Below are 24,053 nucleotides of genomic sequence, written 5' to 3' on the forward strand. Positions count from 1 at the left end.
CCTTAGGCTTTTTCTATTCTTAAATTAATGTATAAAGATGCTTTTTAACATCATATTCTTCCAGTTCTTCACCACTTTTTAAACGATGAATAAAATCAGGATTAGCAATGAATGGACGTCCGAAAGCCGCGACATCAATTGTTCCTTCTTCAATCGCATGATTTGCCATTTCTGGATTTAAATCACCTACCCCAATAATGACACCATCCCAGTATTTTCTGACTAATTGATGCATCGTTTTTCCATCTGCAAGCACTCGATCAAATTGCATAGTCGATGGGTGAATCATGGTTGCACCCGCTTCCTTAAATGCCTCAACGAAAGTGCGAATGGCCATTTCTGGATCATCCCACATGTAATTTGGTATATCTCCTTTAAAAGCAGAGAATCGGATCATTGTTCGTTCTGTACCGATTGCGTCGATAACGGCTTTAATAACTTCCTTCATGAATGTTAACCTTTGAGCAAGGTCACCACCATATTCGTCTGTACGATGATTGGTTATATCTGAATTAAATTGGTCAATCAGGTATCCATGAGCACCGTGAATTTCCACACCGTCAAAACCTGCGGCTATTGCATTTTTCGCAGCTTGCGCATATTGATTGATTACTTCCTTAATATCTTCAATGGTCATTTCTTCCGGAACATCATATGGCTTACGGAAACGAGAGACAAGGCCTTCAGCTGGAATCGCTGATGGTGCTTGAGGAGGCAGATTTCCAGCAAGCTCATGATGAGTTAAACGACCAACATGCCAAATTTGAGCGATCATTGTTCCTCCCTCTTTATGCACAGCATCAGTTACGTTTTTCCATCCCTGAATTTGTTCGTCTGAATAAATGCCTGGAACTCCTGGATTGCCTTTTCCACGAGGACTAATGACTGTTCCTTCTGAAATGATTAATCCAACTCCATCGGCCGCACGTTTTCGGTAATATTCAATAATATCCACCCCTACGACGCCCGTTTGATCATCTGCAAAGGATCTGGTTAACGGTGCCATTGCGATACGAGATCGTAAATTCCAAGCTCCGATTTTTATCGGTTCAAACAATTTACTTTCTAAACCATTTGTTAAATTTCCCCAAGTATTTGTTTCTTTGATAATTGTACCCATATTTTCTCCTCCGTTCATTTACTTATTCTATATTTCTGTAAATACTGAAATTAAAATGAAAATGATTCCGCTTTAACATATAAGGTAAAGCGGAATAGTATTGTGCAAGGATTTCTCACTTATTTCAGTATTTCTAGAAATATTGTATTTAATAAGAGATATTCTGTCAAGAGGACTTTCTCATTTTTTTAATTCAAAGGCTGTATTCTTAATTTTTAAAAAAGTGTCACGAAAACACCTTTTTATTAGGATGTATGATTTCATTAAGTTCAGTCCAGTCTACTATTCTGGGTAATTCCAAATGCCGATTATACGATTGATCCTTTATATACACCTTTAACGACTCATTCAAAAGTGTATTTAAAACTTCAGGTTTATCATCAAAGTAATAATCAAGTTTTAATTCTTTTATGATGTTTACTTTTTCGCTGTCTTGCATCCCATAAAAAAATCGCTCATCTTGAACAGGAAAACCTCTTTCTTTTAACCATTCCTTCGTACGTTCTCCATGTTCTTTCGGTCTTGACGTGATATAGTAAATTTCATGACCTTGTTTTTCTAGTTCCTGTAGGGTTTCAACCGCATTCGGAAAAGGTGGACAATTGCTATAATAGACCTCTTCTAACGACCGATTCCACATTTCTTTCCCTTGTTCGTCCGTTAGACCAAATGATTCGTGTATTTCAACTCTGTTTAAGCCGTGGAACACATCAAGCGGTACATTTTGTTTCAACTTTTGATTGTATAAATTAAAAGCATGTTCCCTAAGATTTATTAACGTATCGTCAATATCAAAACCGAATTTCATCCATTTATCCCTCATTTATAAATTGGGTACCCAACAAATTTAAAATCCTTCCCTATTTTAATAATGGAAGTGTCCTTTAGCTCGACCGCATCTCGCATTTTGTCTATGCCTTCCCCCTCAAGGAAAGTGGGCGCAAGTCTGCCTCCAACTAATTTAGGAGCAAAATAAAGAATAACCTTATCAATTAATTTATTTTCAAGAAATGAGGCGTTAATCGAACCTCCTCCTTCAATTAATAAAGAAGAGACAAGATTTTCACCCAATATTTTTACAACTTCTTTAGGATCCACATATCCTTCGATAGGGAAAATCTTTATTCCCAAAGATATTAATTGCTTCCACTTTTCCCTGTCATAGTTCATGGTCGTGAAGATCCATGTATCAGCTTTTTTATCCTGAACAACCTTTGAATCTAAAGGTATTTTTAAAGTGGAATCCATAATAACACGGATCGGATTCCGTCCATTAGGAATGCGCGTGGTTAATTCAGGATTATCTTTCAATACCGTATTAACTCCCACTAAAATGGCCATATTTTCATTTCTTAGATGGTGGACATCTAGTCTGGCGTCTTCTGATGTGATCCATTTACTGTCAGAGGAGTGTGTGGCAATTTTACCGTCCAGGGAAGTTCCTGATTTTAGTGTTACAAAAGGCTTTTTCTCTACAATAAATTTGTTAAACACTTCATTCATTTTTTGGGATTCTTCTTGACGGACACCAATCACAACTTCAATTCCAGCATCCTTTAATATTTTCACTCCATTACCTGAAACAACAGGGTTTGGATCAAGCGTTGCAATAACCACTTTCTTAATACCCGCTTCGACAATGGCGACAGCACAAGGCCCCGTCCTCCCATAATGGGAACAAGGTTCTAAGGTCACATAGATGGTTCCGCCTCTTGCCTTTTCACCTGCCATCCGAAGAGCGTGAATCTCGGCATGGGGCTCCCCTGCTTTTAAGTGTGCCCCCATCCCAACCACTCGGTTATCATTCACAATGACAGACCCAACCAATGGATTGGGATCTGTCTGCCCTTTCATCGCTTTTGCATTATGTAAAGCCAAATCCATATAGAATTCATGATTAGTCATTAGGGCAAGTCCCCTCATCTCTTATATGACCAGAACGATTGATTTTTGTCTCTAAATACTTTTCGTTGTATTCGGATATATCTCCCCATAAAGGCTCCCTGCCCGAAACAGGCAAGCCAGAGTTCTTAAGTGCATCCAATTTTTTAGGATTATTGGTGATTAAGGTAACGGGCTTTGACCTTAATGCTTTAAGCACTTGAATCGCATCACTATAGTTTCTTGTGTCATCGACAAAACCTAATGCTTGATTCGCTTCCACAGTATCGTATTCATTTTCTTGAAGAATATAAGCCATCGCTTTACTAAATAACCCAATACCACGTCCTTCGTGGTTGGCTAAATAAAATAAAGCTCCATTTCCATGTTCAACAATCATTTTCATAGATTTTTTTAATTGATAACCACAATCACATCGTTTGCTGCCAAAAATATCGCCGGTATGACAAATGGAATGCATTCTAATGATTGCATCGTCGGCATATTCAAAATCCCCATAGGTTAACACGCTTGATTGTTGAAATTCAGCTAAATTAACAGACGACAATTTATCAATGATCCGTTCAAAGTCTTCGGTTACTTCGTTACAATTTAACCAGCAATACCATTTAAATACAACGGTTTCCCCATACAAATTAACAGGGAGTCTAATCGGTCCAACTAAATAGATGGCCCCTTTTTCTGTTTTAATCAATTGAATTTTATCTTCTAACACGGTAAGAACTTTAGAGTCCAATTTGGTTTGTTTCATCATTAGTCCTCCTTTTTTGTTATTTTGTTTCAAAGCTAGCTGATTGAAACAAAGTTTCTTCACACAATTAATCTTTCATCCATGGACATATCCATAATGAATATTTTACGGCATTTATTGACAAAACAATATAAGTAGACTAATACCCGTGAAGGAGTGGAAAGTATATGCCACATTGGCATCCGCGCCGTACGCAAATCGAGCAAAAGATGTTGCCTGACGAATTTTCTGTAAATCCCCTCTTCGCTCGAAAAGGAGAACAAACCGTTCCGCGTTTTCGTATGCGTGATCAAGGCATGTTACCTGAGACCGCGTATCAAATTGTCCATGATGAAATCGCACTGGATGGCAATGCCCGTCTCAACCTTGCCACTTTCGTTACCACCTGGATGGAGCCATCTGCAGAGCGTTTATATGCCGAATCCGTCGACAAGAACATGATTGATAAGGACGAATATCCGCAAACGGCGGCGATAGAGGAACGCTGTGTTCGGATAATGGCTGATCTTTGGAATTCACCTGATCCTTATAATACCATAGGTGTATCAACAACGGGATCTTCGGAAGCATGTATGCTCGGAGGTCTTGCATTAAAGCGGCGCTGGCAAACCGCGCGAAAGAGCCAAGGGAAGCCGATTGACCGGCCAAATATCGTATTTAGTTCCGCCGTTCAGGTCGTTTGGGAAAAATTCGCGAACTATTGGGAAGTTGAACCCCGATATGTGAAAATTACCCCAGATCATCCTTACCTAGATCCCGAGGGTGTACTCGCAGCCGTAGACGAGAATACAATCGGTGTGGTGCCGATTCTTGGGGAGACCTATAAAGGTCTTTATGAACCGATTGAGGCCATTTCGAAAGCCTTGGACGACCTACAGACCAGAACGGGTCTCGATATTCCGATTCATGTAGATGCTGCTTCAGGAGGATTTATCGCCCCTTTCCTTCAACCAGACTTAGTCTGGGATTTCCGGCTGCCAAGGGTGAAATCCATCAATGTTTCCGGACATAAATATGGATTGGTTTACCCGGGACTAGGCTGGATCATTTGGCGTGAAGCGAAAGATCTTCCGGAGGAACTCATCTTTCGGGTATCCTATTTAGGCGGGAACATGCCGACGATTGCCCTTAATTTCTCACGCCCCGGCGCACAAGTCCTTATGCAATACTATAACTTTCTGCGTTTAGGGAAAGAAGGATATTATGAGGTGCAAAAAGCTTCTCAAGAAGTGGCGCATTTCCTCAGCAATGAAATTTCTGAGATGGGACCTTTTGAACTTTTTTCAGACGGCTCGGATATTCCGGTATTTGCATGGCGAATGAAAGATGGATACACAACAAATTGGAATCTCTATGACTTGTCTCGACAATTGCGCACATTCGGATGGCAGGTGCCTGCCTATCCTTTACCCCCTGACATGGAAGAAGTAACGATTATGCGTATTGTAGTTCGAAATGGATTTTCCATGGACCTGGCTCACTTGTTCTTGATGAACTTCAAACAGGCTGTCTCCTATCTGGATTCCTTGGATGGGCCAATCCCACATGACACAAAGAAAGACAATGGATTTCACCATTAATCTCAAGGCTTTCAAGAAAAAAAGCTCTAAAAGTAGCCTTAATGGATTACTTTTAGAGCTTACCAACATGAGTGATTCGTTTTTCCTTAGTGTTTTTCATCCAGCTCTATAAAATACTGATCCTTACGATAAGACACGGCATCCATGGTTGCAATCAGATTTTCCCCATGGTATATGTCGATTCGATAGAATCCCGTACGAAAGTTTCGTCTTACTTCGGTTGCACGTGCCACTATTCTGTCTCCCGGTTTAGCCGCTTCGATAAACTGAATGGTTGTCGAGAGTCCTACCGAGGTTTTCCCGTATGCATTACAAGCTACCGAAAAAGCATGATCGGCTAATGCATAAATAATTGCTCCGTGAACCGTACCAAATGTATTAACCATATGGTTTTGCACTTCTAGCATGGCTTCTGCGAAACCCGCTTCAAATTTTGTTAATTGAATCCCTAACGACTGAGCATACGGGTCATTCTTTACTTGTTGATAAATTTGTTCGTGATGTTTTTCATAGATCTGATACTCATCAATTTTCTTCTTCATTATACCTACCCCTTTGATGTATTGAATGTTTACGATGTGATTAAAAAACGATTTGAACCAATATCATGTAGACAATTGTTCCCCCTGCTATTGAGAGAAGCATCTTCCTCTTCCAAAAATGAAGCATGGCAACGACCCCAACCCCTATCATTTCAGGGACACCATGACTTCCAGTAAGGAAACTCACATCCTTAAAACAATAAATGACCAAAAGCCCAATTACTGCTGATGGCAGAACTTTACCGAGATACTGAATATAATCCGGTGTAGGTTTACCTGATGGAAAAACAATAAATGGTAGAAACCTTGTAAACATTGTACCTAAAACAACCATCGCAATCATAATAATCTGCTGCGTTACATTCATGGTCATATCGCGTTAACCTCCACCCTCTCCAATGGCTTTCTAAGGATGGTGAGTAAGCCAATGATTGCAAACATGGCTGGGAGAATAAAATGGTTTCCCCCAAAAATAATGAGACTAACAGTAGAAAGCCCAAGACCGGTGAGAGCACTATGGTGCTTTTTCTCTTTCATCCACTGTTCAATGAAAATTACTACAAAGAGTGCCGTCATGACAAAATCGAGCCCCTCTGTATTGAATTTTAAAAGAGAACCAAAAATTCCGCCAATCGTTGCTCCTAAAACCCAATAGGTATGATTAAGCATGGTAACAAAGAACATAAACCAGCCCTTATCAACATCCTTCGGAACAGCAACCGTACAATTGATTGAAAAGGATTCATCGCACAGCCCATAAATCATGTAGAGCTTCTTCTTCCCTACTCCCCTATACTTCTCCAGCATGGAAATGCCGTAAAATAAATGCCGTGCATTTACCATTAATGTTAGGAAAAGGGCGTTGATCGGATTGAACGAGGCAAGCAATAAATGGGCTGCAACAAACTCCATTGATCCTGCAAATATCGTGAGGCTCATCATCATAGGGTAAATCGCACGGAAGCCCAATGAATTCATAAAGATTCCATATGCGATTCCCAAGAATAAAAATCCGGCAAAAATGGGGACTGTATACGGAAAAGCCGCTCGAAAAGCAATCCATTTTTTATCTTCTTTTTTCAAATGAATCACATCCTGATTTGACTAAATTTATTTAAATTTAACATACAGAATCCATACAAAAAACAAGATAATTGTATGGATTACAATTTTCTATAAATAAAAAAATACCCCCATTTTTTTAAAACAGGGGTTACGAATAGGTAATTTTATAAATCTACCTTTGCAAATCAATCTACTTTTTTTAATTCCATACAATAAATGATATGATTGTATGGAATATGATGTATGAGGTGCAGTATGCCAGTAAATTCATTTGAAAATTTTCCAATGTCTTGGAAACCTGATAAAAATGCATTAAAGCGTCCTAAATTTAAATCTCTTGCCTCCTTACTTGAACAGGATATTATGAAAGGCTTTATAGCACCTGGGACAAAGCTGCCTCCACAACGAGAATTGGCCGATTTCCTTGACTTAAATTTCACCACGATTACCCGCGCATACAAAATATGCGAGGTAAAGGGATTGATTTATGCCGTCACCGGAAGCGGGACCTTTGTAGCCCCTAATGCCGCTCGTTCCGTAACGATTTCCACGGATAAAACGGCAAACCTCATTGACCTTGGATTCGCGGCATCGTTTGAGCAGACCAATGGAATGGTAAAAGAAGTATTTCAAAAGGTTGTGAACAAAAGCTATTTGGAGCAGTTGCTGAATTACCACGATCCCACTGGTATCCCACATCAAAAAGCGGCAGCCCTAAACTGGATGGAATCTTTCGGTATTCATACTGACCAAGAGCACATAGCGATTGCTTCCGGTGCCCAAAATGCGTTAGCTCTTGCCCTGTCAGCTTTGTTTGAGCCTGGAAATCGAATGGCAACCGATTTATACACCTATTCAAACTTTATCGAGCTGGCAAAAATGTACCATATTCAATTAGTCCCCATTCCCGGAGACCAGTTTGGGATGTCTCAAGAAGAACTGGATAAGCAGTGCAGCCAAATCAATATTCACGGTATTTTCCTCATGCCCTCTTGCTGCAATCCGACTACCGTTATGATGCCAGATTTTCGAAAGCGCGAAGTAGCCTCGGTCATCATTAAGCATCGTTTAATTTTGATTGAGGATGATATTCATGCATTTCTAACGGCCGGTATTGTCGAAGATTACCAGCAGCCGATGTTCCATTTGCTTCCAGAACAGAGCGTCTATATTTGTGGCACCTCAAAGTCAATATGCTCAGGATTAAGAGTTGCCTATATGGTCTTTGGAGATGCATTTCGTGAAAAAATTTTGCAGGCTATTTTTAACATCAATGTAAAAACTTCTTCTCTGGATGCGGAAGTCATTACAGAGCTGATCTTATCAGGTAAGGCACATGAAATTGTTTCTCAAAAGAAGCAGCTTGCCCTGTCAGCAAATGAAATTTATTCAGAGTATTTTCCTTTACCACAGAATACCTGCCATCCTTTAAGTTTTTATCGTTGGCTCCCCATCCAGGGGCAACACGATGGGTTACGGTTGGAAATGGATTTGAACAAACATGGTATACGAGTTTTTCATTCTGATCGTTTTTTAAGCGGGCCGACTACCCCTGAAAAGTATTTGCGTATTGCACTAGCTTCTACAAAGTCATTAGACGAGTTAAAATTGGGATTAAAAATATTAAAACAGTATCTGAACGAGTGGTTTGATAATTAAGCGGAGAAAATTCTCTTATTTTGAAAATAGCACTGAATATAGCGAAATTAGACGGAGAGATTCCGTCTATTGACTTGAAAAACACGAAATTGGGGGATTTTTCTTTGCATAACCGGAAATCCTCCCGCTATTTACCCCGATACGAGCTCCATTCTGAATTTAACCGGAAAGTCTCCGCTTATATCCCCCGAACCGAGCTCTATCCCAGCTCCACCCATCCCTCCCCATAGATTTCGAATAAAGGAAAATAGTAGGATTTACTTTCCACTTTCATTCTCTTAAAAATAAAGAATAGAAGATTTTGAATGGCAGTGTCGATTATTGATAATGAAATAAACAATAATCTGTTTTAAAATGTTAATAAAAGGCAATGAAATATGATCTGTAGACAAGGAGAAAACAAATGATCTGGTTAATTATTTCCATTTTACTTGCTGCGTCTGTCGCTTGGTTAGCTTATGCTGTAAAAAAGGAAAAGATGAAACAAAAAGAAATGAGAATCGACCATTACCAAGAGTTTGAAGCGCTGAAAGAAATCCAAAAAGCTTCTATGGAAACAGCAGCAACTAGATTCGATGAGAAGGTTATGTTTTTGACCGAATCATACCAAAGTGAAATAGAAAAACTGATGATTGAAAATGAAGATATTCGGAAGAATTATCGAAACCAAGAGGAAATCATAACCCATCAAATACTAGAAAATTTCAAATCAGATTTAATTCGAAAAAGAATCATTCCACCAGATGAAATGATTATTATTCCGAACATTTTAATTCCCGAGATAAACGGGAATACTCGACAGATTGATCACCTTGTCCTTTTATCAACTGGAATATATGTGATAGAAACTAAACCATGGAGAGGTCACATAGTACTCGGATTAACAGGAATAGGCAGCCACAAGTTTTCTTTTTTAGCAGATTTAGTAGACATTGAAAAAGACGAAACGCTGATATTCGATAAAGATGAGTCGGGAGCATTAATAGTCAATACTTATGAAAACCCAATCAGGCAAGTTCAAGAGACTGCCGTCATCCTATCAGATTATTTACAAAGTCAAGATATCCAAACATGGATAAACACCCTGCTATTCTTTAATGATGATGAAAAAGTGGTTCACGATTGGTCGGAAAACAGCATCGTAAAACGGCTGACGAATAAAGAGCAGTTACAACAGTTTTTTATCAATGAGCTTACTTCCAAAAATAGAATATATGGAGCTTTTCAGCTTCAAAATATTAAGCATCTTATCGAAAACGCTAATTATATTTAAGTACCATGGGGACGGTTTTGCTGGACTTGTATGCCATCAGAACAGTCCCCACGGATTTTATTTTAAATGAAAAGAAGAGCCATCAATCATTTCCACATCATCCCTCGTTTTAATCTCGTCCATTAAATGAATAAGGGCTTCATCTTTTCTTTTTGCCTCAATCATGCAGTCAATTTGCTTAACGCTGCCTTTAATTACATTTAGAAACTGAAAAAACATTTTCACATCAACAAAATCAGCATGATGGCGAAATGCCTGTTGGCTTTTTGGACTGGAAATATGCATTTTCACAGGAAGTGGAGAATGCTTCCACGTTTGGATGACTCGGTTCCAATGAACTTCCCAATCAGCATTTCGATGGTGAGCAAGGTGATGATGATAATCGAATACAAGAGGAATATCGAGTTTTTCACATAAGTAAAGAGTATCCTCTAGCGTAAAGGAAGTATCATCATTTTCAAGCATCATCATTTTTTGAATCGATCTCGGGACGACCATCCAATTTTCTATAAAACGTTCAAGCGATTCATCTGTCTCCTTATAATTACCTCCCACATGCATGACACAACGGTGAGTAGGGTCAATTCCCATCCCTTTTATTAATAAATAATGCATCTTCAACGTTTGGATGGAATTTATTAAAATCTCTTTCTTCATGGAATTAATGAGAACAAAATGATCCGCATGAAAATCAATTCTTATTTCGTGATCATTGGCAAAATCACCAATCTCGCGCAGCAGTTTATTCAGTGGTTTCAGATAATTCCAATCAGAAAGTTCTTCATGGTTGGCAAGAGGGATGAGACGAGAAGATAAACGATAAAAATGGATATCGGATGCTGCATTATGCTTTAAAATTCGTAGCGTATGTTCTAAGTTCGATAGCGAAATCCGCTCCAATTTTCGAATAGCAGCTTCCCTATCACCAATTTTCTGGAATTGTGTAAATGTCATGGTTTGTGAGGGAGAAGCGTTTTTTAATTCCATGCTCATTGCAACATAACCGAGACGGACAATCGTCATTTTCACACCCCACATAATACAGTAATTAATAATTTATTTATGAAAGTAGTGGCCAGAATGAGCAAATTTAATGCATCGAAATTAAGTACTAGGTTTTTTCCATCTACAACTGAATGGATGCCTGCGGATGGTCGAAAATATACTTTGACACATTCTGATGTTACTGGGGAATTATTTTTAAGCATTGGTAATCATTATGACATTCCTGCTATAAACCTAAAAATCCGAGATGAGGTTTTAGCAAAATGGACCTCTCAAAATGGGAAGTGTATAGTTCAAGGCAAAGTCTATGTAAGTGGAGGAGAATTCGATGAACGCTCCTCTATTCAACGCTTTATGATTTTTCAAAGAGAAATGAAGCTTGCCTTAACTGCCATATTTTACGGTGATCGCAGATTTTTCGGCTTTTATCCACGACTGCTGGATTCCCCCATCTTTATTTATTTCGAATCAATCTTTCCACAAACTAATCAAGTTCTTTACTATGGTACCCCACGACAATATTTAGATTCCATCTTTTCACAAGACTTTAAATAAGTAATAGATTCAGACCAAATAACAGTTTCATAGTAAGTAATTGGGTGAGGCACAAATCTACTGTTGGTGAATTTAAACCATATGAAAGTGGAACAAAATGTAGAAATTGATGTTATTTTACTACCCGCAGCATATTCGTTAAATCGTCTAGTGATTCAAGGTTTAAATCAAAATTATCTTTTGGGTTTGGTTTTTGAGCGTATTCACGTGGTAGATAGGCAGTACGGAATCCATGAGAAAATGCAGCACGTAAATCCCAGGGATGTGTAGAAATATAAAGTGCTTTTGATGGGTCAATTTCGAGTCCTTCAATAGCGACCTTATAGGCAACCGGATGTGGCTTGTAAGTGTGAGCGAACTGACTTGAAAATAATGCATGCCAACGTAATTCACCGCGAGTACATGCTTCAATGATTTGAATAAAACCTGAATTAGTGAGTCCCGTCGTTGTAATGAAAGAGCTCAGATCATGGAGTTGTCGGGATGCTTCTGGCCATGGGACAAAGCGCCTCCCTACAGTAGCTAGATATTCAAAATCAACATGATTGAGAACAATCTCTCGCTTCTCAAGAATGGACGCAAGCTGATATCGGCGAATATCATCTTCAATCACCCAAGGTTGTGTTCCATTGTTAATAGCTTGTATGAAAGAATTCTGTCCCTCCATCCACTCAGCAGCTATTTTTTGAGACGTTTTTTCATCAATCCCATAATTACTCAATACCTCTTGAGTATCCCGTTTAATGGTACCAGTACTGTCGAGAAGCGTTCCAACGATATCAAATACTACAGTTTTTATATCCTTTAAAATGTTTTCTTGATTTTGATTGCTTTCCATTAAAAAAACCTACCATTTAAGAATTTAGAATATAAGGTATTATACACAAACCTTATAGTATCTAAACGCCAAGCTATGCACAGTGTAAAAAACAGCAGTTATATTCTCATTCACTTTACATTGTTCAACGAGATGATTATTTGTTAAAATATGAAAATACGAAGATTTGTTATGAGGTGAAAATATGTTTTGGACTCCATTATTTGAAAACGATGTACCAACAATACTCTCCCAGTCTTAACGGAGAGAATAATTAAAGAATAGTATTTCTCTCCGTTAGGGCATAACAAGGAAAAAATACGGAGGGTACAAATATGAAAAATACAATAATCGGTTCTTTATTGTTAATAATAGCATCAAGTATTTGGGGAGGTACGTATGTTGTCGTAAAAGTAGTTGTGGCAGTCATACCACCATTAGAACTTGTATGGATGCGTTATCTTATCGCACTGGTTGCGTTAGTAATCATTGGATTGGTTACTAAACAAAAATGGAAGATTAAAAAGAAACATATAGGGTTAATAACTGTAATTTCGATTGTAGGATATGTCATTTCCATTGTTACTCAAGAAACAGGTACCATGCTTTCTAGTGCCCAAATGGGAGCTATTATCACTGCTACAACACCTGCATTTATGGTTGTGTTTGCTAGTTTAATTCTTAAAGAACGATTAACTTTTAAGAAGGCTATTTCTGTCAGCTTAGCTACTATTGGGGTCATTATCATCGTTGGAATTGATGATATTAACATGTCTAGTATGCTAGGAGGCATCTCGCTTATTATTGCTGCATTAACATGGGCATTAATGTCCGTTCTTATTAAATGCTTGCCTAGTGATTATTCACAGATTGTGGTAAATACTTATGCTACTTTAATTGCTTTTGTTGTTTTAACTCCTTTTGTTATCAAAAGATTACCTAAATTAAACCTGAGTGAATTAACAAACCCTTCTATATGGGGAGGGTTGCTATATTTAGGGATAGTATCAACAGCTGTTGCATTTCTATTGTGGAATCGTGGATTACAAATGCTAAATGCCTCTGGTGGTGGAGTTTTCTTCTTTTTCCAGCCTGTTGTTGGAACATTATTAGGTTGGTTGATTTTAGGGGAAACTATTAGTATTACCTTTTGGCTTGGTTCTTTCTTAATTCTTTTAGGAGTACTAATTGTTATAAGAGATAGACAAGAAGAACAGATTCATAATCTGACTCAATCAAATCTCAACAATATGTAAAAGGTAAAAGAATACTCAAAATATGGAGGAATTGTGTTGGCAACTTTTGACGATTTTCAAAAAATAGATATGCGTGTCGGAGAAATTATTAGAGCAGAAGAATTCCCTAAAGCAAGAAAACCAGCATATAAATTATGGGTTGATTTTGGAGAAGAAATAGGAATTAAACAAAGTAATGCTCAAATAACGGATTGTTATAGTTTGGATGAACTAGTTGGTAAGCAAGTAGTAGGAGTAGTTAATTTCCCTCCAATGAAAGTTGCTGATTTTAGATCAGAAGTTTTGGTGATGGGTACTTATTCAGAACAAGGTGTTGTATTAATAGAGCCTCAACAAAGGGTAAAAAAAGGCGACCGAATAGGATAGGTTCAAAGAACACAAATGATACATTTCATTTGTGTTCTTTTTTAATTTTCTTCTAAACTGTCCCGTTAATACAATAACCATAGCTTGAATCAAGGCTACTTGCACATATAACTAAAGTTGTTTCCGTTTCCATTTTTATATGTCTCAAACACACTCTCACATACTGGATATGGGATTTTCCCAAGCTTTTTTTATTTACTGTTAATAAACTAATTTGCCATTATAGGGAAGCAGAAAAAGTTCATCTTAAACAAAGGTTTAATCCCCTATTTCTGTTTTCATGTAATCTAGTTAAAAGCTGCCGGCCTTGTAAACTTGTAATCGGTTCTGAAGAAACTATAAATCGGTTCAGTAGAATTAGAATGAACAACAAACGCGGCCGATTCGGATTTTTCAATATTTATTGTTAAGGTTACATGATCATCATTCGGCTCATTAGGGTCATAAATTTTTATGGACAGATTGTTTTCATTCCATTCATATCCATATGCAAGCACTTGATGATTTTTTCTAATCTGAAAAGGATTAAAAGATTTTACTCGGACTAACCCAAGCGGTGAAAGCTTTCCGTTATCGAGATCATTTTTTATTTTCGGCCATTCCTTGTTCATCATTCTCCAAGTTCTTCCGTGTGGTGCAGCTCCTATTTTACTAGCTGTTGTTTCACGATCGGGGAGGACAGGGTTCATCAAAACCATATATTTAATAAGACCTAAGGGCAAATGAAAGCTTTCAATCTGCCGATGAACAATATATTCAAACAAAGGGCCGGAGGAAGGCGCAGTCGGATTAGACGGAATCGGCATGTTTGCTTCAAAATAATCCATGACAGCATAAATCATACCGCCGCAAAGGCCATACGCTGCATCCCCGATTGTCATCTGCTTGCCTAAAACATCGATTTTTTTTAATGGAGCATGTGGAAAGCTGTTTCCAAATTTAAAACCTGACGAGCTGGGCAGAAATCCTGTTAAGGTTAACATCGTAACTTCCCCCTCCTTCTACATGTAAAATGTTCGAAAATGATATTGACTGCTATTGGGAATACTTAATTGTCACTTTCGATTTTATAAGGCTCAGTTAAAGAAGTATATTGAGTTTTTGAGTAAAAAAGACAGCCTGAATAATAATTGGTGTATAATAGTGGGAAAATTGTATTTTAACGGGGTGGTAATGAAAATGAAGATTTTGTTTGATGAGACTTACACTTCAAATGAAGGAAAGCGAACAAGCAGGAATATTTGGTATGGAGATGCTGATTTAACGGTTGATGGTAAATTTGGAAAAACCATTAATCTTAATGAAGATTTTATGCATCATTTATGTGAAATAATAAAAAATGACTTATCTAAAAATGCAGCAAATAAGCCTACTGAAACGAACTGGTATATTTATGGCAGAGGTGTAACTCAGGACACTATTGGAGACAATAGCCGTCCGACAATTATGGTTCGTGAGAGGTCTGACGAGTTTATAACTAATTTTAATATCAGTGACCACGATTTTGCTGTAAATATTGATGCTATTCTGTTGTTTAAGACGGATTTTGAAAAACGTTTAGCTAATAAATGAGGAGTAATATAAGCATTTTCAAATTATTTGAGGGGATGATTTCATCATGAATTCATCCTCCTCTTCAGCTCCAAGACAAAATAACCCGCTGCGGAGGCGGGTTCAAGGTGTGCCGTGCTATATTGAACATGCTGAACAGCAATTATCGTTTATGACCTCGTTGCCCGGAGTCAACTCAAACTGAAATCTAGAATCCATCCATCCGTATGGATGGATGGATTTTTTATGAATCTTTTTCACTCTCGCTATCTTCTTTAATTTCACGCATTTACAAAATACGACAAATTTCATATTTTACAATCTAGTAGAATAGTAGTATTATTAACAATAATTTGGAAGCATATGAAATTTTCGGTTCCAAAACCATGGTTTAAAGTAAGTGGATGTTGATAGCCGAATCATCAGGTTATGGGAGGAAAGCTTTATGGGAAGTACAGCAAAAGTATCAGTTGAAGAAATGAACAGTCATCGGGGAACATCAACGGAATGGTATAAAAACTGGAAGTTTCTCACACCAATTATCATCGTTATTATTGCACTCATATGTGGCTTTATCAGCCATTATCAGGCAAACCACTTTCATGCCAATATAATGATTAATGAAGTAAAAGTCAGTGGACTCACATCTGAGGAAGCACTTAAAAAATTAAAAACAACCGAATTAACAAACGAAGTCTTTGTCGGTCAACAGCAAATTTTAGATGGAAAAGATACAAAGATGGGATTTACCGATAAAGATCTGCCAGGTGTGACTAAAATACTAAGAGACCAGCGGACGTTTTTTCCTTCTTCAAAAACAAAAAATTATTCATTAAAGCCAAATAAACAGGATCCATATCGAAGCGAAGAAATGAAAAAACAGCTGGAAGAAAAACTAGTATCGATGAATAAAAGTTTAACAGCACCTAAAGATGCAACGGTAAATTTGAAAGATGGTAAAATTATCGTCACAAAAAGTTTGAATGGGAAGCAGTATGATGTTGCCAGTCTAGTAAAGGACTATGAAAAACATGAAAATATCAGCGAAATCCGGCTTAAACCTGTTTACATACTGCCAATCAAAGAAGACAGTAAGATTGTAAAAAAGGAACAGAAAAAGCTGCAAGAACTTCTTGAGCAGACTGTGGATTACAAGGTACAGGATAAAGTTCACACCTTAAACGCCAGTGAATTAATTAAAAACGCCTCTATTTCAAGAGACTTAAAAGTAGCCATTGATCCAAGCGGTATTAACAAGAAAATTTCAGAAATAAATAGTTCTCAATCCACATTAGATAAAAGTTTTACATTCAAAACCCATTCAGGTTCGGTCATATCGGTAAAAGGGCAAGGCTATGGTTGGGCATTGGATGTGAACAGAGAGACAGCTCGGATTCAGGCTGCCTTTGAAAAAGGCCAAAAATCGATTTCTGCTTCTAATACTTACGGACATGGCTGGAAAAATGAAGGTTATGGCTATGATACAACAGCAAACAATGGCATTGGCGATACTTATGCCGAGGTATCTCTTGCAGAGCAGCGTATTTGGATTTACAAAAACGGGAAATTAGTCGTTACAACAAATGTTGTAACCGGCACACATATCACTGGTCAAGATACATCAAAAGGTGTGTGGTATATCCTCTTTAAAAGGTCACCAGCCATTCTAACGGGCAGAGAACTTGGAGGTAAACTGAGTTATTCTTCCAAAGTTAATTTTTGGGCTCCTTTTACGAATGATGGGCAAGGGTTTCACGATGCAAGCTGGCGGAAAAACTGGGCAAGCAATGCCTACCTTGCAGATGGATCGCATGGCTGCGTCAATACTCCGTCAAGTGTAATGAAAACCGTGTATGCGAATCTCAGTATATACGAGCCGGTTGTCATTTACTAAGAAATGGTCGTATATAAAAGATTAAAATCAGGAAATTTTTAATGATTTCCTGATTTTTTCATTATTATTAACTTCAACATTCCGTATAGCCTACGAATTCAGTTTTTTTGGCAATCTTCCAGGTAATCGTACTGGATAATGGGTCCAAGATGACTGAACTTCCCCGTTGCCTCCTCTAACAGCTGATGTTCCAACCCTTCTATGGTTGTTCCCTCTGTCTTTCTTTTTGTCGCGACAATGCTAGGAGAACTCTTAGTAGAAAAATAAAGGAGAACAAATTCGCTACAAAACGATATCTGTTCTCCTTTATTATTTATATTTTTAGATACTGGGTTTCTTTACTGAATGCTGGTCATTGGATAGGCGGATCCGAAGCGTGCCTTTTCGTACTAATACAAAATAGGAAAGGAACGCCAAAAAACTTGAGCAAAAGATGATAACGCCCATAGGAACGCCAGTATACGCCCCTGCTATTCCCACAAGTGGAGCTGTTACTGAGCCAAGTACAAATGGCAATAAACCTAATAAGGCAGAGGCACTACCCGCAATATGTCCTTGCGTTTCAATCGCTAAAGCAAAAGACGTAGTCCCAATCATACTGATAGAACCGATGAAAAAGAATATCGAAATTGCGACGGCGAAAAGTGGAGCTTTTAAAACAAGAGCAATTAATAAAATTGCACCCGCTATGGTAGAGATAACTAACCCAATCTTTAAGAAGGTCCGCTCTGAAACGATGTCAGCCAAGCGACCAACCAACTGACTGCCAATAATTAATGCTAATCCATTTGTTCCAAATAAAAAACTAAATTGTTGTGGCGTGACTTCGTAAATATTCTGATAGACAAACGGAATACCAGATACATAGGCAAAGATTGCTGCAGTAGTAAATCCTTGAGTCAGTGCGTATCCCATGAACGTTCGATCTCTAAATAAAGAACCAAAGTTGTTCATAATTTGTGGTAAATTGCTTGGAACACGGTTTTCTGTTGGCAGAGTTTCTTCTAATTTTAAAGCTACCGTGAAGAACAACACTGCACCTAAACAAGCCAACGCAATAAAAACTCCATGCCAATTGGTAAAAGCAAGAATCCCTCCTCCGGCTATCGGTGCAACAATCGGCCCAAGGTTACCAACTAACACCATCATCGTAAAGAACTTGGTCAGTTCTCTTCCACTAAAAAGATCTCGAACAATCGCTTTAGAAATCACAAGCCCACCGGCAGCAGCAAAGCCCTGGACTAATCGAGCGATGATAAGGAAATAGATATTTGGCGCCAACGCACATGTTATAGAAGCAAGTAAGTACAAAATAACAAAGATGAGTAAGGGTTGTCGGCGGCCTCTCACATCACTTAAAGGACCTATGACCAATTGTCCTAATCCCAGGCCTAATAAACAGGATGTTAAGCTGATTTGAACGAGTGAAGCCGTAGTATGAAAATCATTTACGATCGTCGGAAAAGAAGGTAAATACGTATCGATTGTAAAAGGTCCTAATAGTCCAAGTGATCCAAGGAGTAATGCAAGCTGTATTCGTTTTTTTCCACTAAGTTTATTCAATATCCATCGCCTTTCTATAAGTAAAGAATTTCCTTGTTGCATTTATTTCGATATCCTAAATAACATTAAAGTTTATTATAACCTGAGCCTTGCTTAAGGGTAAACAATTAAATTATATGGAAACGATTTCAATTTTCGAGCTTAGGTGAAATAGAAACAGGGGATTCTTCTTCTGCACTGTCTCCCCTTTTTTTAAAAAACCGATAGCATTCTACTTCTTTAGCGTAAACAATTTTTCTTCAATAAGAATAGAAACAAGGACCTCAAAATAAGGTCCTTCAGATTGTAGACAAAAGGCATCCGAATGTGTCCATTCGGATGCCTTTTTGTTGGACTTTTGCTCGTAAGAGCAAAACTTAGACTTATCTTATTCATATATTTACCCCATTACCGGACTTTTCCATGTCCAGCTGGCCATCTTTTTCAAATTCATGGAAGCAAAAGTAAGCATCGCTTGCATAGACAATTTTTTTAGACCTCTTAAGGTTGTCCATCGCATTCCATGCTTTTCCTTAGCATCCGCAAAGACACGCTCAATCGTTTCTTTACGTCTTGCATATATAGTTTTATTTTCTTCTGTATGACGAAGATGGTCGGCTTCTTCTAAATAGTTTTCCCACACATGTCGTTGAATTAGTTTTTTATGTTCTTTACTCTGTGTACACTGTGATAATAATGGGCAATTTTTACACTCAATGGGGTTAGAGAAGTATTGTCGATAACCTTCCTTTGTCGTTGTTGCATATTTTAATATTTGTCCTTTCGGACAGATATAACAATCATAGTATTCATCATAAACATATTCATGCTTTCTTAAGAAGCCATCCTTCGTACGAGGGCGAGTGTAAGGTAATGCAGGCGTTATATCATTTTCAAATAAGTATTGGGCAATGGCAGGCGTTTTATATCCAGCATCAGCAGCAACAGCCTCAGGTTTCCCGTGTTTTTCAATGACCTTTTCTAGAAGTGGTTCAAAAATAACGCTATCGTGTATATTCCCTGGTGTAACAATCGTACCCAGAACAAAACCATTTCGATCAGCAGCTGTATGGAATGAGTAAGCAAACTGTTTAGTACGCTCGTCCTTTACGTAATAACCACTTTCTGGGTCCGTGGTGCTTTCTTTAATTTCTTTCTTTTCTTCCTTTTCTTCCTTTTCAAATTTATCTGGAGGAAATGGCTTTTTCCCGTGATCTTCGCGGTCACTATTAATCTCCTCTTGTAATCGCGCTTCATATGCTTTGGTTTCTTTTCGAACGACTTTCTTCTCAATTTTACGCTTATTTGCACTTGCTTTAACATGTGTGGAATCAATAAAAACGTGATCACTGCTTATTAATTTTTTATCAGAAGCTTCCTTCAAAATACGATAGAAAATCTGCTCAAACAAATCAGTGTTCTTGAAACGTCTTTCGTAATTTTTACCGAAGGTTGAGAAATGTGGTACTTTATCATAAAATCCAAAGCCTAAAAACCAACGATAAGCAATATTTGTGTCGATTTCCTCTATAGTTTTACGCATAGAGCGAATACCGAAGGTATATTGGATAAACGCCATCTTAATCAATACTACAGGGTCAATACTCGGACGACCTCGATCAGATGAATACATATCTTGTACAAGTGAATAGATAAATGAGAAATCTATGGCAGCTTCTATTTTGCGAACCAAATGGTTCGCAGGTACAAGTTGTTCTAAAGCTATCATTTCTATTTGGTCACGATTCATCTGTGTATTTTTTGAAAGCATAGTATCCACCTCATTAAAATCTTCATATATCAATTATACAAAAAAGACTGCCGGCAGACCCGATTTTTCTCGGATTTGTCGACAGTCTGAAGGACCTCAAAATAAGGTCCTTGTTTCATTTTTGACTTTTGATTATCAACAATATTATTTAACATAGCCTTTTAAAAAAAGAAACAATCTATACGAAAAGAGCCTTAATAAAAAAGGATTGTTATAATTTTAATTAATATCAATATTAGGCATAAAGAAGTTTTTTGGACAATCTTCCAGTCGGTCGTACTGGTTAATTGGTCCGAGGTGACTGAACTTCCCCGTTGCCTCCTCTAACAGCCGTTTGGCATGTAAATCTGCTCCGGCAGGAAGAATGTCCAACTGACGATGCCCCATATTCCCATAGCTGTAGACAAGCAGAAAATCGCTCGCCTCCCAAATTTCAAATCGAAACATCTGCCAGTGATGTGGTGCATTAAGATAGTACCCTGATTGGAATATTTTCTCTCCCAAGCGATGGTAGGCAAACTCTGCTCTCGCCCCGCTGTATGATTTCCCGGCCTCTAAAACGAATGGATGATCTTTGGTATATAAATGTTCCAACCCTTCTAAGGTTGTTACCTCTGTCTTGCTTTTTGTCGCGACAATAATAGGAGAACTCCTATTTACTCCTGACTCAAAGTAATCAATGATGTCGCAATCATTCCATTGAACATGGAGATTTGCTTGTTTCAGCGAATTTGCCCACTTTCCGACATCTGCCGGGTTTACGGCTTGCTCACAAGAGAGATAGGTTCCATCCTTGGTTAACAAATCATCCACTATTTGTAAACATAAACTCTTTTCAAACGTTGGGCTATTCTTCAAGTAATCTGGCAGTGACCAATACTTCTGGATGTAAACAGGTCCGATAATCTCATGAAAGCTTCGCACAGATATAATGAGATCAAAAGAATTCAGCAAAAAATGTTCTCTTAGATCCAAAAAATCAATTTGATAAAAGTGAACATTAGTCAGTCCCAGCTGCTTTGCCAACTGTTTGGCACAACGGATTCCGTTCTCCGACTGATCGATTCCAACGATCTCCGCCTCCGGAAAACAAAAAGCATACCAGCATGCCAATAAGCCATTATCACATCCGATTTCCAAAATTCGCTTTGGTTTTAGTTGTTTTTGCTTATGGATCGAGCCGAGGAAAGACTTGTGAAATGACATCGTCCAAGATTCCACTGCCAAACTGAAGGGCAGTGTGCCATTCTTCACCTCATAAAGATTCCCCTGTTTTTGACGGGATATAAGCGGTTTAAGTTCCTCTGCTAAAACTAAATCAACGGCAGTAACATGCTTCCAAAAGTCCGACTTTGATTTCCATTCTTTGATACCCAGTGTCTTATAATAGGCAGAAATACTTGGTTTTCTTTGTTTGGTTTCGATTGGCATGCTTTATCTCCAATTTTTGTTAAAATTTATTACTACATATTAGGACTTGGTCTTAAGTTTTATTATAACCCTCATTTATTCATTTTTCAAAAAATTTCTCCTAATTTACGTTGTGAAAAATAAAAACCCTCTTATCGTACTGATAAGAGGAATTCCTAGTTAGAAGTTTCTAATTTCATCTACTGTTTTTCGATTTAACCGTTTGATGACTTCATTGAGACACCCTTTTAACCATACTGTACCAAGTTGTATCGCCATGCTCCGATTTTGATATCCCCTTGTTCACATAGCCATATTTTTCATAGAAGCCAATTACGTCTTCTTTACAAGTCAGTGTGATGGTCTCACGTTTATTTGTTTTCGCTGCTTCTTCCATATGTGAAAGCAACGCAGCTGCCACACCTCGTGTTTGAAAATGAGGGGTAACCGCTATTCCAAGGATGCTTTGATGTCCGCCTGTTAATGGATTAGCCTTGATTTCCCGGAATAGGTCATCAGTAATAAAGGGTGTTTCGATAACGGGTCCATTTACAAAACCCACAATTCCCCCTTTCATTTCAGCGACAAAGAAACTATCTGGAATGACACGAATGCGCTTATTAAGCGTTTCTTTCGTGGCAGCCTCACCCTCCGGAAAACATAGGCTTTCAATGATCGCAATCTCAGATAAATCTTCCATTTTTGCATTGCGGATGATCAGCATGTTCAAATTGCCTCCAGCATTTAAATAATTTCTTTTGTGTCCTTTTGTAAGGGTCATTTCGAAAAAACCTGATTAATGGATAAATTGACATATTAATATTTTACTCTATAAACCTACTATAATGGGTTTTTGTTCGTAACAAAAGATTAATATTCCATTTCTCAATAAAATCTATTATGTAAGAAATGGAAAAGTGTAACGTTCCATTCCTAATAACTAGGATGAACCTTACACTTATTTAAACATCTTATTGGACTCTCTCACACTGTCCTATCCAAAAATAGTTACCTTTATGTCCCCAGCATAGAGTAACATTCAATTTTATCTATATCAAAGTGATAGGTGCCTTTAAGGTTATCCTTATATATCATGTTGTGGAAAAATCTAGATAATATTTTGATGAATAAACTCTAAAAAATCAGAAACTGTCTTTTTATTAAACCGTTGATTTTTATTAACAACCCATAAATTCCTTGTTAAATGGACGCCCTCAATAATGACTTGTCGTAAATCTCCTTGTTCCAATTCTCTCCCTACAGTCAACTTTGAAAGAATACTAATTCCTAGACCTGCCTCTACAGCACTTTTTATTGCTTGGGTACTGCCAATCTCCATATAACTTTCAATTTTGTCTAATACTCCGTACTCTCTTAACATATTTTCTACAATAAGCCTTGTCCCTGAAGTAGCTTCTCTCCAGATCATTCTTTCATTTGCCAATCGGTCAATCGTAATTCTTTCCTCCCAGTCATGATCGGGTGAACAAACTAAAATGAGTTCATCCTTTGCAAATTTTTTGATAATAAAATCCGTATTCTCAACAAGGCCCTCAACTAAAGCTAAATCTATAACATCTTTGGATAAATCCTCCAATACACCTGGTGTATTTTTAATCGTTAATGTCACCTTTAGTTCGGGTATTTGTTTTTTAAATCTCCCCAACAATTGAGGCAGCAAATATTCACCGATTGTAAAGGTAGCACCTACTCGGAGACTCGCATTAAACTTGCCTATCGCCTGCTGAATGACTTCCTGTGATCGGTTAAAGTCATGGACAATTGATTTTGCAAAAGGATATAACATTCTTCCGGTTTCCGTTATTTTCATTGTCCCTTCACTTCGATCAAACAACAATGTACCATATAAATTTTCCAATTGGTTAATTTGTCTTGTTACAGCTGGCTGAGATACAAAGCTCAATCTGGCTGCTTGGCTTATACTCCCTTCATCTACTACTAAACAAAACATTTTCAGATTTTCTATGTTCAAA

The 24,053-nt window shown here is 37.8% G+C and carries 23 protein-coding genes; 8 read left to right on the forward strand and 15 right to left on the reverse strand.

All coding sequences use genetic code 11. The features are described 5' to 3' along the window. Window positions 1-19: 19 nt before the first annotated feature. From ACZ5XR_RS13885 to ACZ5XR_RS13900, 4 genes are all read right to left on the reverse strand, one after another. On the reverse strand, window positions 20-1,120 hold the full coding sequence (locus ACZ5XR_RS13885) for an alkene reductase (RefSeq protein ID WP_464496854.1): 1,101 nt from the start codon (window positions 1,118-1,120) through the stop codon (window positions 20-22). Between the two features lie 226 nt (window positions 1,121-1,346). Continuing rightward, complete coding sequence (locus ACZ5XR_RS13890; RefSeq protein ID WP_464496855.1) at window positions 1,347-1,928, reverse strand: 5' nucleotidase, NT5C type; 582 nt, start codon at window positions 1,926-1,928, stop codon at window positions 1,347-1,349. Between the two features lie 11 nt (window positions 1,929-1,939). Then, window positions 1,940-3,025: a bifunctional diaminohydroxyphosphoribosylaminopyrimidine deaminase/5-amino-6-(5-phosphoribosylamino)uracil reductase RibD gene (ribD, locus tag ACZ5XR_RS13895; RefSeq protein WP_464496857.1), complete on the reverse strand. Its 1,086-nt coding sequence runs from the start codon at window positions 3,023-3,025 to the stop codon at window positions 1,940-1,942. After that, window positions 3,018-3,773: a GTP cyclohydrolase II gene (locus ACZ5XR_RS13900; RefSeq protein WP_464502312.1), complete on the reverse strand. Its 756-nt coding sequence runs from the start codon at window positions 3,771-3,773 to the stop codon at window positions 3,018-3,020. The genes ribD and ACZ5XR_RS13900 overlap by 8 nt, the downstream gene beginning before the upstream one ends. 167 nt (window positions 3,774-3,940) lie before the next feature. Here ACZ5XR_RS13900 and ACZ5XR_RS13905 point away from each other — a divergent pair, with 167 nt between their 5' ends. Then, the gene (locus ACZ5XR_RS13905) at window positions 3,941-5,353 is read left to right on the forward strand and encodes a glutamate decarboxylase (protein WP_464496858.1); all 1,413 of its coding nucleotides are present in this window, start codon (window positions 3,941-3,943) and stop codon (window positions 5,351-5,353) included. An 86-nt stretch (window positions 5,354-5,439) separates the two neighbouring features. Here ACZ5XR_RS13905 and ACZ5XR_RS13910 read toward each other — a convergent pair whose 3' ends face one another. Genes ACZ5XR_RS13910 through azlC form a run of 3 tightly spaced genes read right to left on the reverse strand, consistent with a single transcriptional unit; the run spans window position 5,440 to window position 6,987 of the window. Next, complete coding sequence (locus tag ACZ5XR_RS13910) at window positions 5,440-5,895, reverse strand: PaaI family thioesterase (RefSeq protein ID WP_464496859.1); 456 nt, start codon at window positions 5,893-5,895, stop codon at window positions 5,440-5,442. Between the two features lie 40 nt (window positions 5,896-5,935). Continuing rightward, the gene (locus ACZ5XR_RS13915; RefSeq protein ID WP_464496861.1) at window positions 5,936-6,268 is read right to left on the reverse strand and encodes a branched-chain amino acid transporter permease; all 333 of its coding nucleotides are present in this window, start codon (window positions 6,266-6,268) and stop codon (window positions 5,936-5,938) included. Next, entirely contained in the window at window positions 6,265-6,987 is a 723-nt protein-coding gene (gene azlC, locus ACZ5XR_RS13920) for an azaleucine resistance protein AzlC (protein ID WP_464496862.1), read from the reverse strand. The genes ACZ5XR_RS13915 and azlC overlap by 4 nt, the downstream gene beginning before the upstream one ends. A 228-nt stretch (window positions 6,988-7,215) precedes the next feature. Here azlC and ACZ5XR_RS13925 point away from each other — a divergent pair, with 228 nt between their 5' ends. Both ACZ5XR_RS13925 and ACZ5XR_RS13930 read left to right on the forward strand, forming a co-directional pair. Further along, window positions 7,216-8,619: an aminotransferase-like domain-containing protein gene (locus ACZ5XR_RS13925; protein WP_464496863.1), complete on the forward strand. Its 1,404-nt coding sequence runs from the start codon at window positions 7,216-7,218 to the stop codon at window positions 8,617-8,619. 403 nt (window positions 8,620-9,022) lie between these two features. After that, complete coding sequence (locus tag ACZ5XR_RS13930; RefSeq protein WP_464496865.1) at window positions 9,023-9,892, forward strand: nuclease-related domain-containing protein; 870 nt, start codon at window positions 9,023-9,025, stop codon at window positions 9,890-9,892. Between the two features lie 57 nt (window positions 9,893-9,949). Here ACZ5XR_RS13930 and uvsE read toward each other — a convergent pair whose 3' ends face one another. Next, window positions 9,950-10,915 carry a UV DNA damage repair endonuclease UvsE gene (uvsE, locus tag ACZ5XR_RS13935; RefSeq protein WP_464496866.1) on the reverse strand — a complete coding sequence of 322 codons (966 nt, stop codon included), beginning with the start codon at window positions 10,913-10,915 and terminating at the stop codon, window positions 9,950-9,952. Window positions 10,916-10,972: 57 nt separating this feature from the next. Here uvsE and ACZ5XR_RS13940 point away from each other — a divergent pair, with 57 nt between their 5' ends. Beyond that, entirely contained in the window at window positions 10,973-11,452 is a 480-nt protein-coding gene (locus ACZ5XR_RS13940; RefSeq protein ID WP_464496867.1) for a staygreen family protein, read from the forward strand. A gap of 112 nt (window positions 11,453-11,564) precedes the next feature. Here the strand turns inward: ACZ5XR_RS13940 and ACZ5XR_RS13945 are convergent, their stop codons facing one another. Next, complete coding sequence (locus ACZ5XR_RS13945; RefSeq protein WP_464496869.1) at window positions 11,565-12,290, reverse strand: HAD family hydrolase; 726 nt, start codon at window positions 12,288-12,290, stop codon at window positions 11,565-11,567. A 314-nt stretch (window positions 12,291-12,604) separates the two neighbouring features. Here ACZ5XR_RS13945 and ACZ5XR_RS13950 point away from each other — a divergent pair, with 314 nt between their 5' ends. Both ACZ5XR_RS13950 and ACZ5XR_RS13955 read left to right on the forward strand, forming a co-directional pair. After that, window positions 12,605-13,525 (forward strand): DMT family transporter, encoded by a 921-nt coding sequence (locus ACZ5XR_RS13950; RefSeq protein WP_464496870.1) that lies wholly within the window; start codon window positions 12,605-12,607, stop codon window positions 13,523-13,525. Window positions 13,526-13,561: 36 nt separating this feature from the next. Then, the gene (locus ACZ5XR_RS13955) at window positions 13,562-13,891 is read left to right on the forward strand and encodes a tRNA-binding protein (protein ID WP_464496871.1); all 330 of its coding nucleotides are present in this window, start codon (window positions 13,562-13,564) and stop codon (window positions 13,889-13,891) included. A gap of 287 nt (window positions 13,892-14,178) precedes the next feature. Here ACZ5XR_RS13955 and ACZ5XR_RS13960 read toward each other — a convergent pair whose 3' ends face one another. Next, a complete protein-coding gene (locus ACZ5XR_RS13960) occupies window positions 14,179-14,874 on the reverse strand; it encodes a hypothetical protein (protein ID WP_464496873.1) in 696 nt (231 codons plus the stop codon). Between the two features lie 196 nt (window positions 14,875-15,070). Here ACZ5XR_RS13960 and ACZ5XR_RS13965 point away from each other — a divergent pair, with 196 nt between their 5' ends. Together ACZ5XR_RS13965 and ACZ5XR_RS13970 are read left to right on the forward strand one after the other, a co-directional pair. Then, entirely contained in the window at window positions 15,071-15,463 is a 393-nt protein-coding gene (locus tag ACZ5XR_RS13965; RefSeq protein WP_464496874.1) for a hypothetical protein, read from the forward strand. Window positions 15,464-15,887: 424 nt separating this feature from the next. Continuing rightward, window positions 15,888-17,336: a L,D-transpeptidase family protein gene (locus tag ACZ5XR_RS13970; protein WP_464496875.1), complete on the forward strand. Its 1,449-nt coding sequence runs from the start codon at window positions 15,888-15,890 to the stop codon at window positions 17,334-17,336. Window positions 17,337-17,657: 321 nt separating this feature from the next. On the opposite strand, the gene ACZ5XR_RS13975 is transcribed toward ACZ5XR_RS13970, so the two are convergent. The 5 genes from ACZ5XR_RS13975 to ACZ5XR_RS13995 form a co-directional block, all read right to left on the reverse strand. Then, a complete protein-coding gene (locus tag ACZ5XR_RS13975) occupies window positions 17,658-18,899 on the reverse strand; it encodes a Bcr/CflA family multidrug efflux MFS transporter (protein WP_464496877.1) in 1,242 nt (413 codons plus the stop codon). Between the two features lie 379 nt (window positions 18,900-19,278). Beyond that, the gene (locus ACZ5XR_RS13980) at window positions 19,279-20,649 is read right to left on the reverse strand and encodes an IS1182 family transposase (protein WP_464496878.1); all 1,371 of its coding nucleotides are present in this window, start codon (window positions 20,647-20,649) and stop codon (window positions 19,279-19,281) included. 219 nt (window positions 20,650-20,868) lie between these two features. Further along, window positions 20,869-22,080 (reverse strand): class I SAM-dependent methyltransferase, encoded by a 1,212-nt coding sequence (locus tag ACZ5XR_RS13985; RefSeq protein WP_464496880.1) that lies wholly within the window; start codon window positions 22,078-22,080, stop codon window positions 20,869-20,871. Between the two features lie 211 nt (window positions 22,081-22,291). After that, window positions 22,292-22,783, reverse strand: coding sequence for a GNAT family N-acetyltransferase (locus ACZ5XR_RS13990; protein ID WP_464496881.1), 492 nt, complete (start codon window positions 22,781-22,783; stop codon window positions 22,292-22,294). Window positions 22,784-23,167: 384 nt separating this feature from the next. Further along, on the reverse strand, window positions 23,168-24,052 hold the full coding sequence (locus ACZ5XR_RS13995; protein WP_464496882.1) for a LysR family transcriptional regulator: 885 nt from the start codon (window positions 24,050-24,052) through the stop codon (window positions 23,168-23,170). Window position 24,053 lies beyond the last annotated feature (1 nt).

Source organism: Neobacillus sp. Fa239, from assembly GCF_055395235.1.

Coding starts and splice junctions, on each gene's coding strand:
- ACZ5XR_RS13885 (WP_464496854.1), bottom strand. CDS start 1,120: ATGGGTACAATTATCAAAGAAACAAATACTTGGGGAAATTTAACAAAT.
- ACZ5XR_RS13890 (WP_464496855.1), bottom strand. CDS start 1,928: ATGAAATTCGGTTTTGATATTGACGATACGTTAATAAATCTTAGGGAA.
- ribD (WP_464496857.1), bottom strand. CDS start 3,025: ATGACTAATCATGAATTCTATATGGATTTGGCTTTACATAATGCAAAA.
- ACZ5XR_RS13900 (WP_464502312.1), bottom strand. CDS start 3,773: ATGAAACAAACCAAATTGGACTCTAAAGTTCTTACCGTGTTAGAAGAT.
- ACZ5XR_RS13905 (WP_464496858.1), top strand. CDS start 3,941: ATGCCACATTGGCATCCGCGCCGTACGCAAATCGAGCAAAAGATGTTG.
- ACZ5XR_RS13910 (WP_464496859.1), bottom strand. CDS start 5,895: ATGAAGAAGAAAATTGATGAGTATCAGATCTATGAAAAACATCACGAA.
- ACZ5XR_RS13915 (WP_464496861.1), bottom strand. CDS start 6,268: ATGACCATGAATGTAACGCAGCAGATTATTATGATTGCGATGGTTGTT.
- ACZ5XR_RS13925 (WP_464496863.1), top strand. CDS start 7,216: ATGCCAGTAAATTCATTTGAAAATTTTCCAATGTCTTGGAAACCTGAT.
- ACZ5XR_RS13930 (WP_464496865.1), top strand. CDS start 9,023: ATGATCTGGTTAATTATTTCCATTTTACTTGCTGCGTCTGTCGCTTGG.
- uvsE (WP_464496866.1), bottom strand. CDS start 10,915: ATGACGATTGTCCGTCTCGGTTATGTTGCAATGAGCATGGAATTAAAA.
- ACZ5XR_RS13940 (WP_464496867.1), top strand. CDS start 10,973: ATGAGCAAATTTAATGCATCGAAATTAAGTACTAGGTTTTTTCCATCT.
- ACZ5XR_RS13945 (WP_464496869.1), bottom strand. CDS start 12,290: ATGGAAAGCAATCAAAATCAAGAAAACATTTTAAAGGATATAAAAACT.
- ACZ5XR_RS13950 (WP_464496870.1), top strand. CDS start 12,605: ATGAAAAATACAATAATCGGTTCTTTATTGTTAATAATAGCATCAAGT.
- ACZ5XR_RS13960 (WP_464496873.1), bottom strand. CDS start 14,874: ATGTTAACCTTAACAGGATTTCTGCCCAGCTCGTCAGGTTTTAAATTT.
- ACZ5XR_RS13965 (WP_464496874.1), top strand. CDS start 15,071: ATGAAGATTTTGTTTGATGAGACTTACACTTCAAATGAAGGAAAGCGA.
- ACZ5XR_RS13970 (WP_464496875.1), top strand. CDS start 15,888: ATGGGAAGTACAGCAAAAGTATCAGTTGAAGAAATGAACAGTCATCGG.
- ACZ5XR_RS13980 (WP_464496878.1), bottom strand. CDS start 20,649: ATGCTTTCAAAAAATACACAGATGAATCGTGACCAAATAGAAATGATA.
- ACZ5XR_RS13985 (WP_464496880.1), bottom strand. CDS start 22,080: ATGCCAATCGAAACCAAACAAAGAAAACCAAGTATTTCTGCCTATTAT.
- ACZ5XR_RS13990 (WP_464496881.1), bottom strand. CDS start 22,783: ATGCTGATCATCCGCAATGCAAAAATGGAAGATTTATCTGAGATTGCG.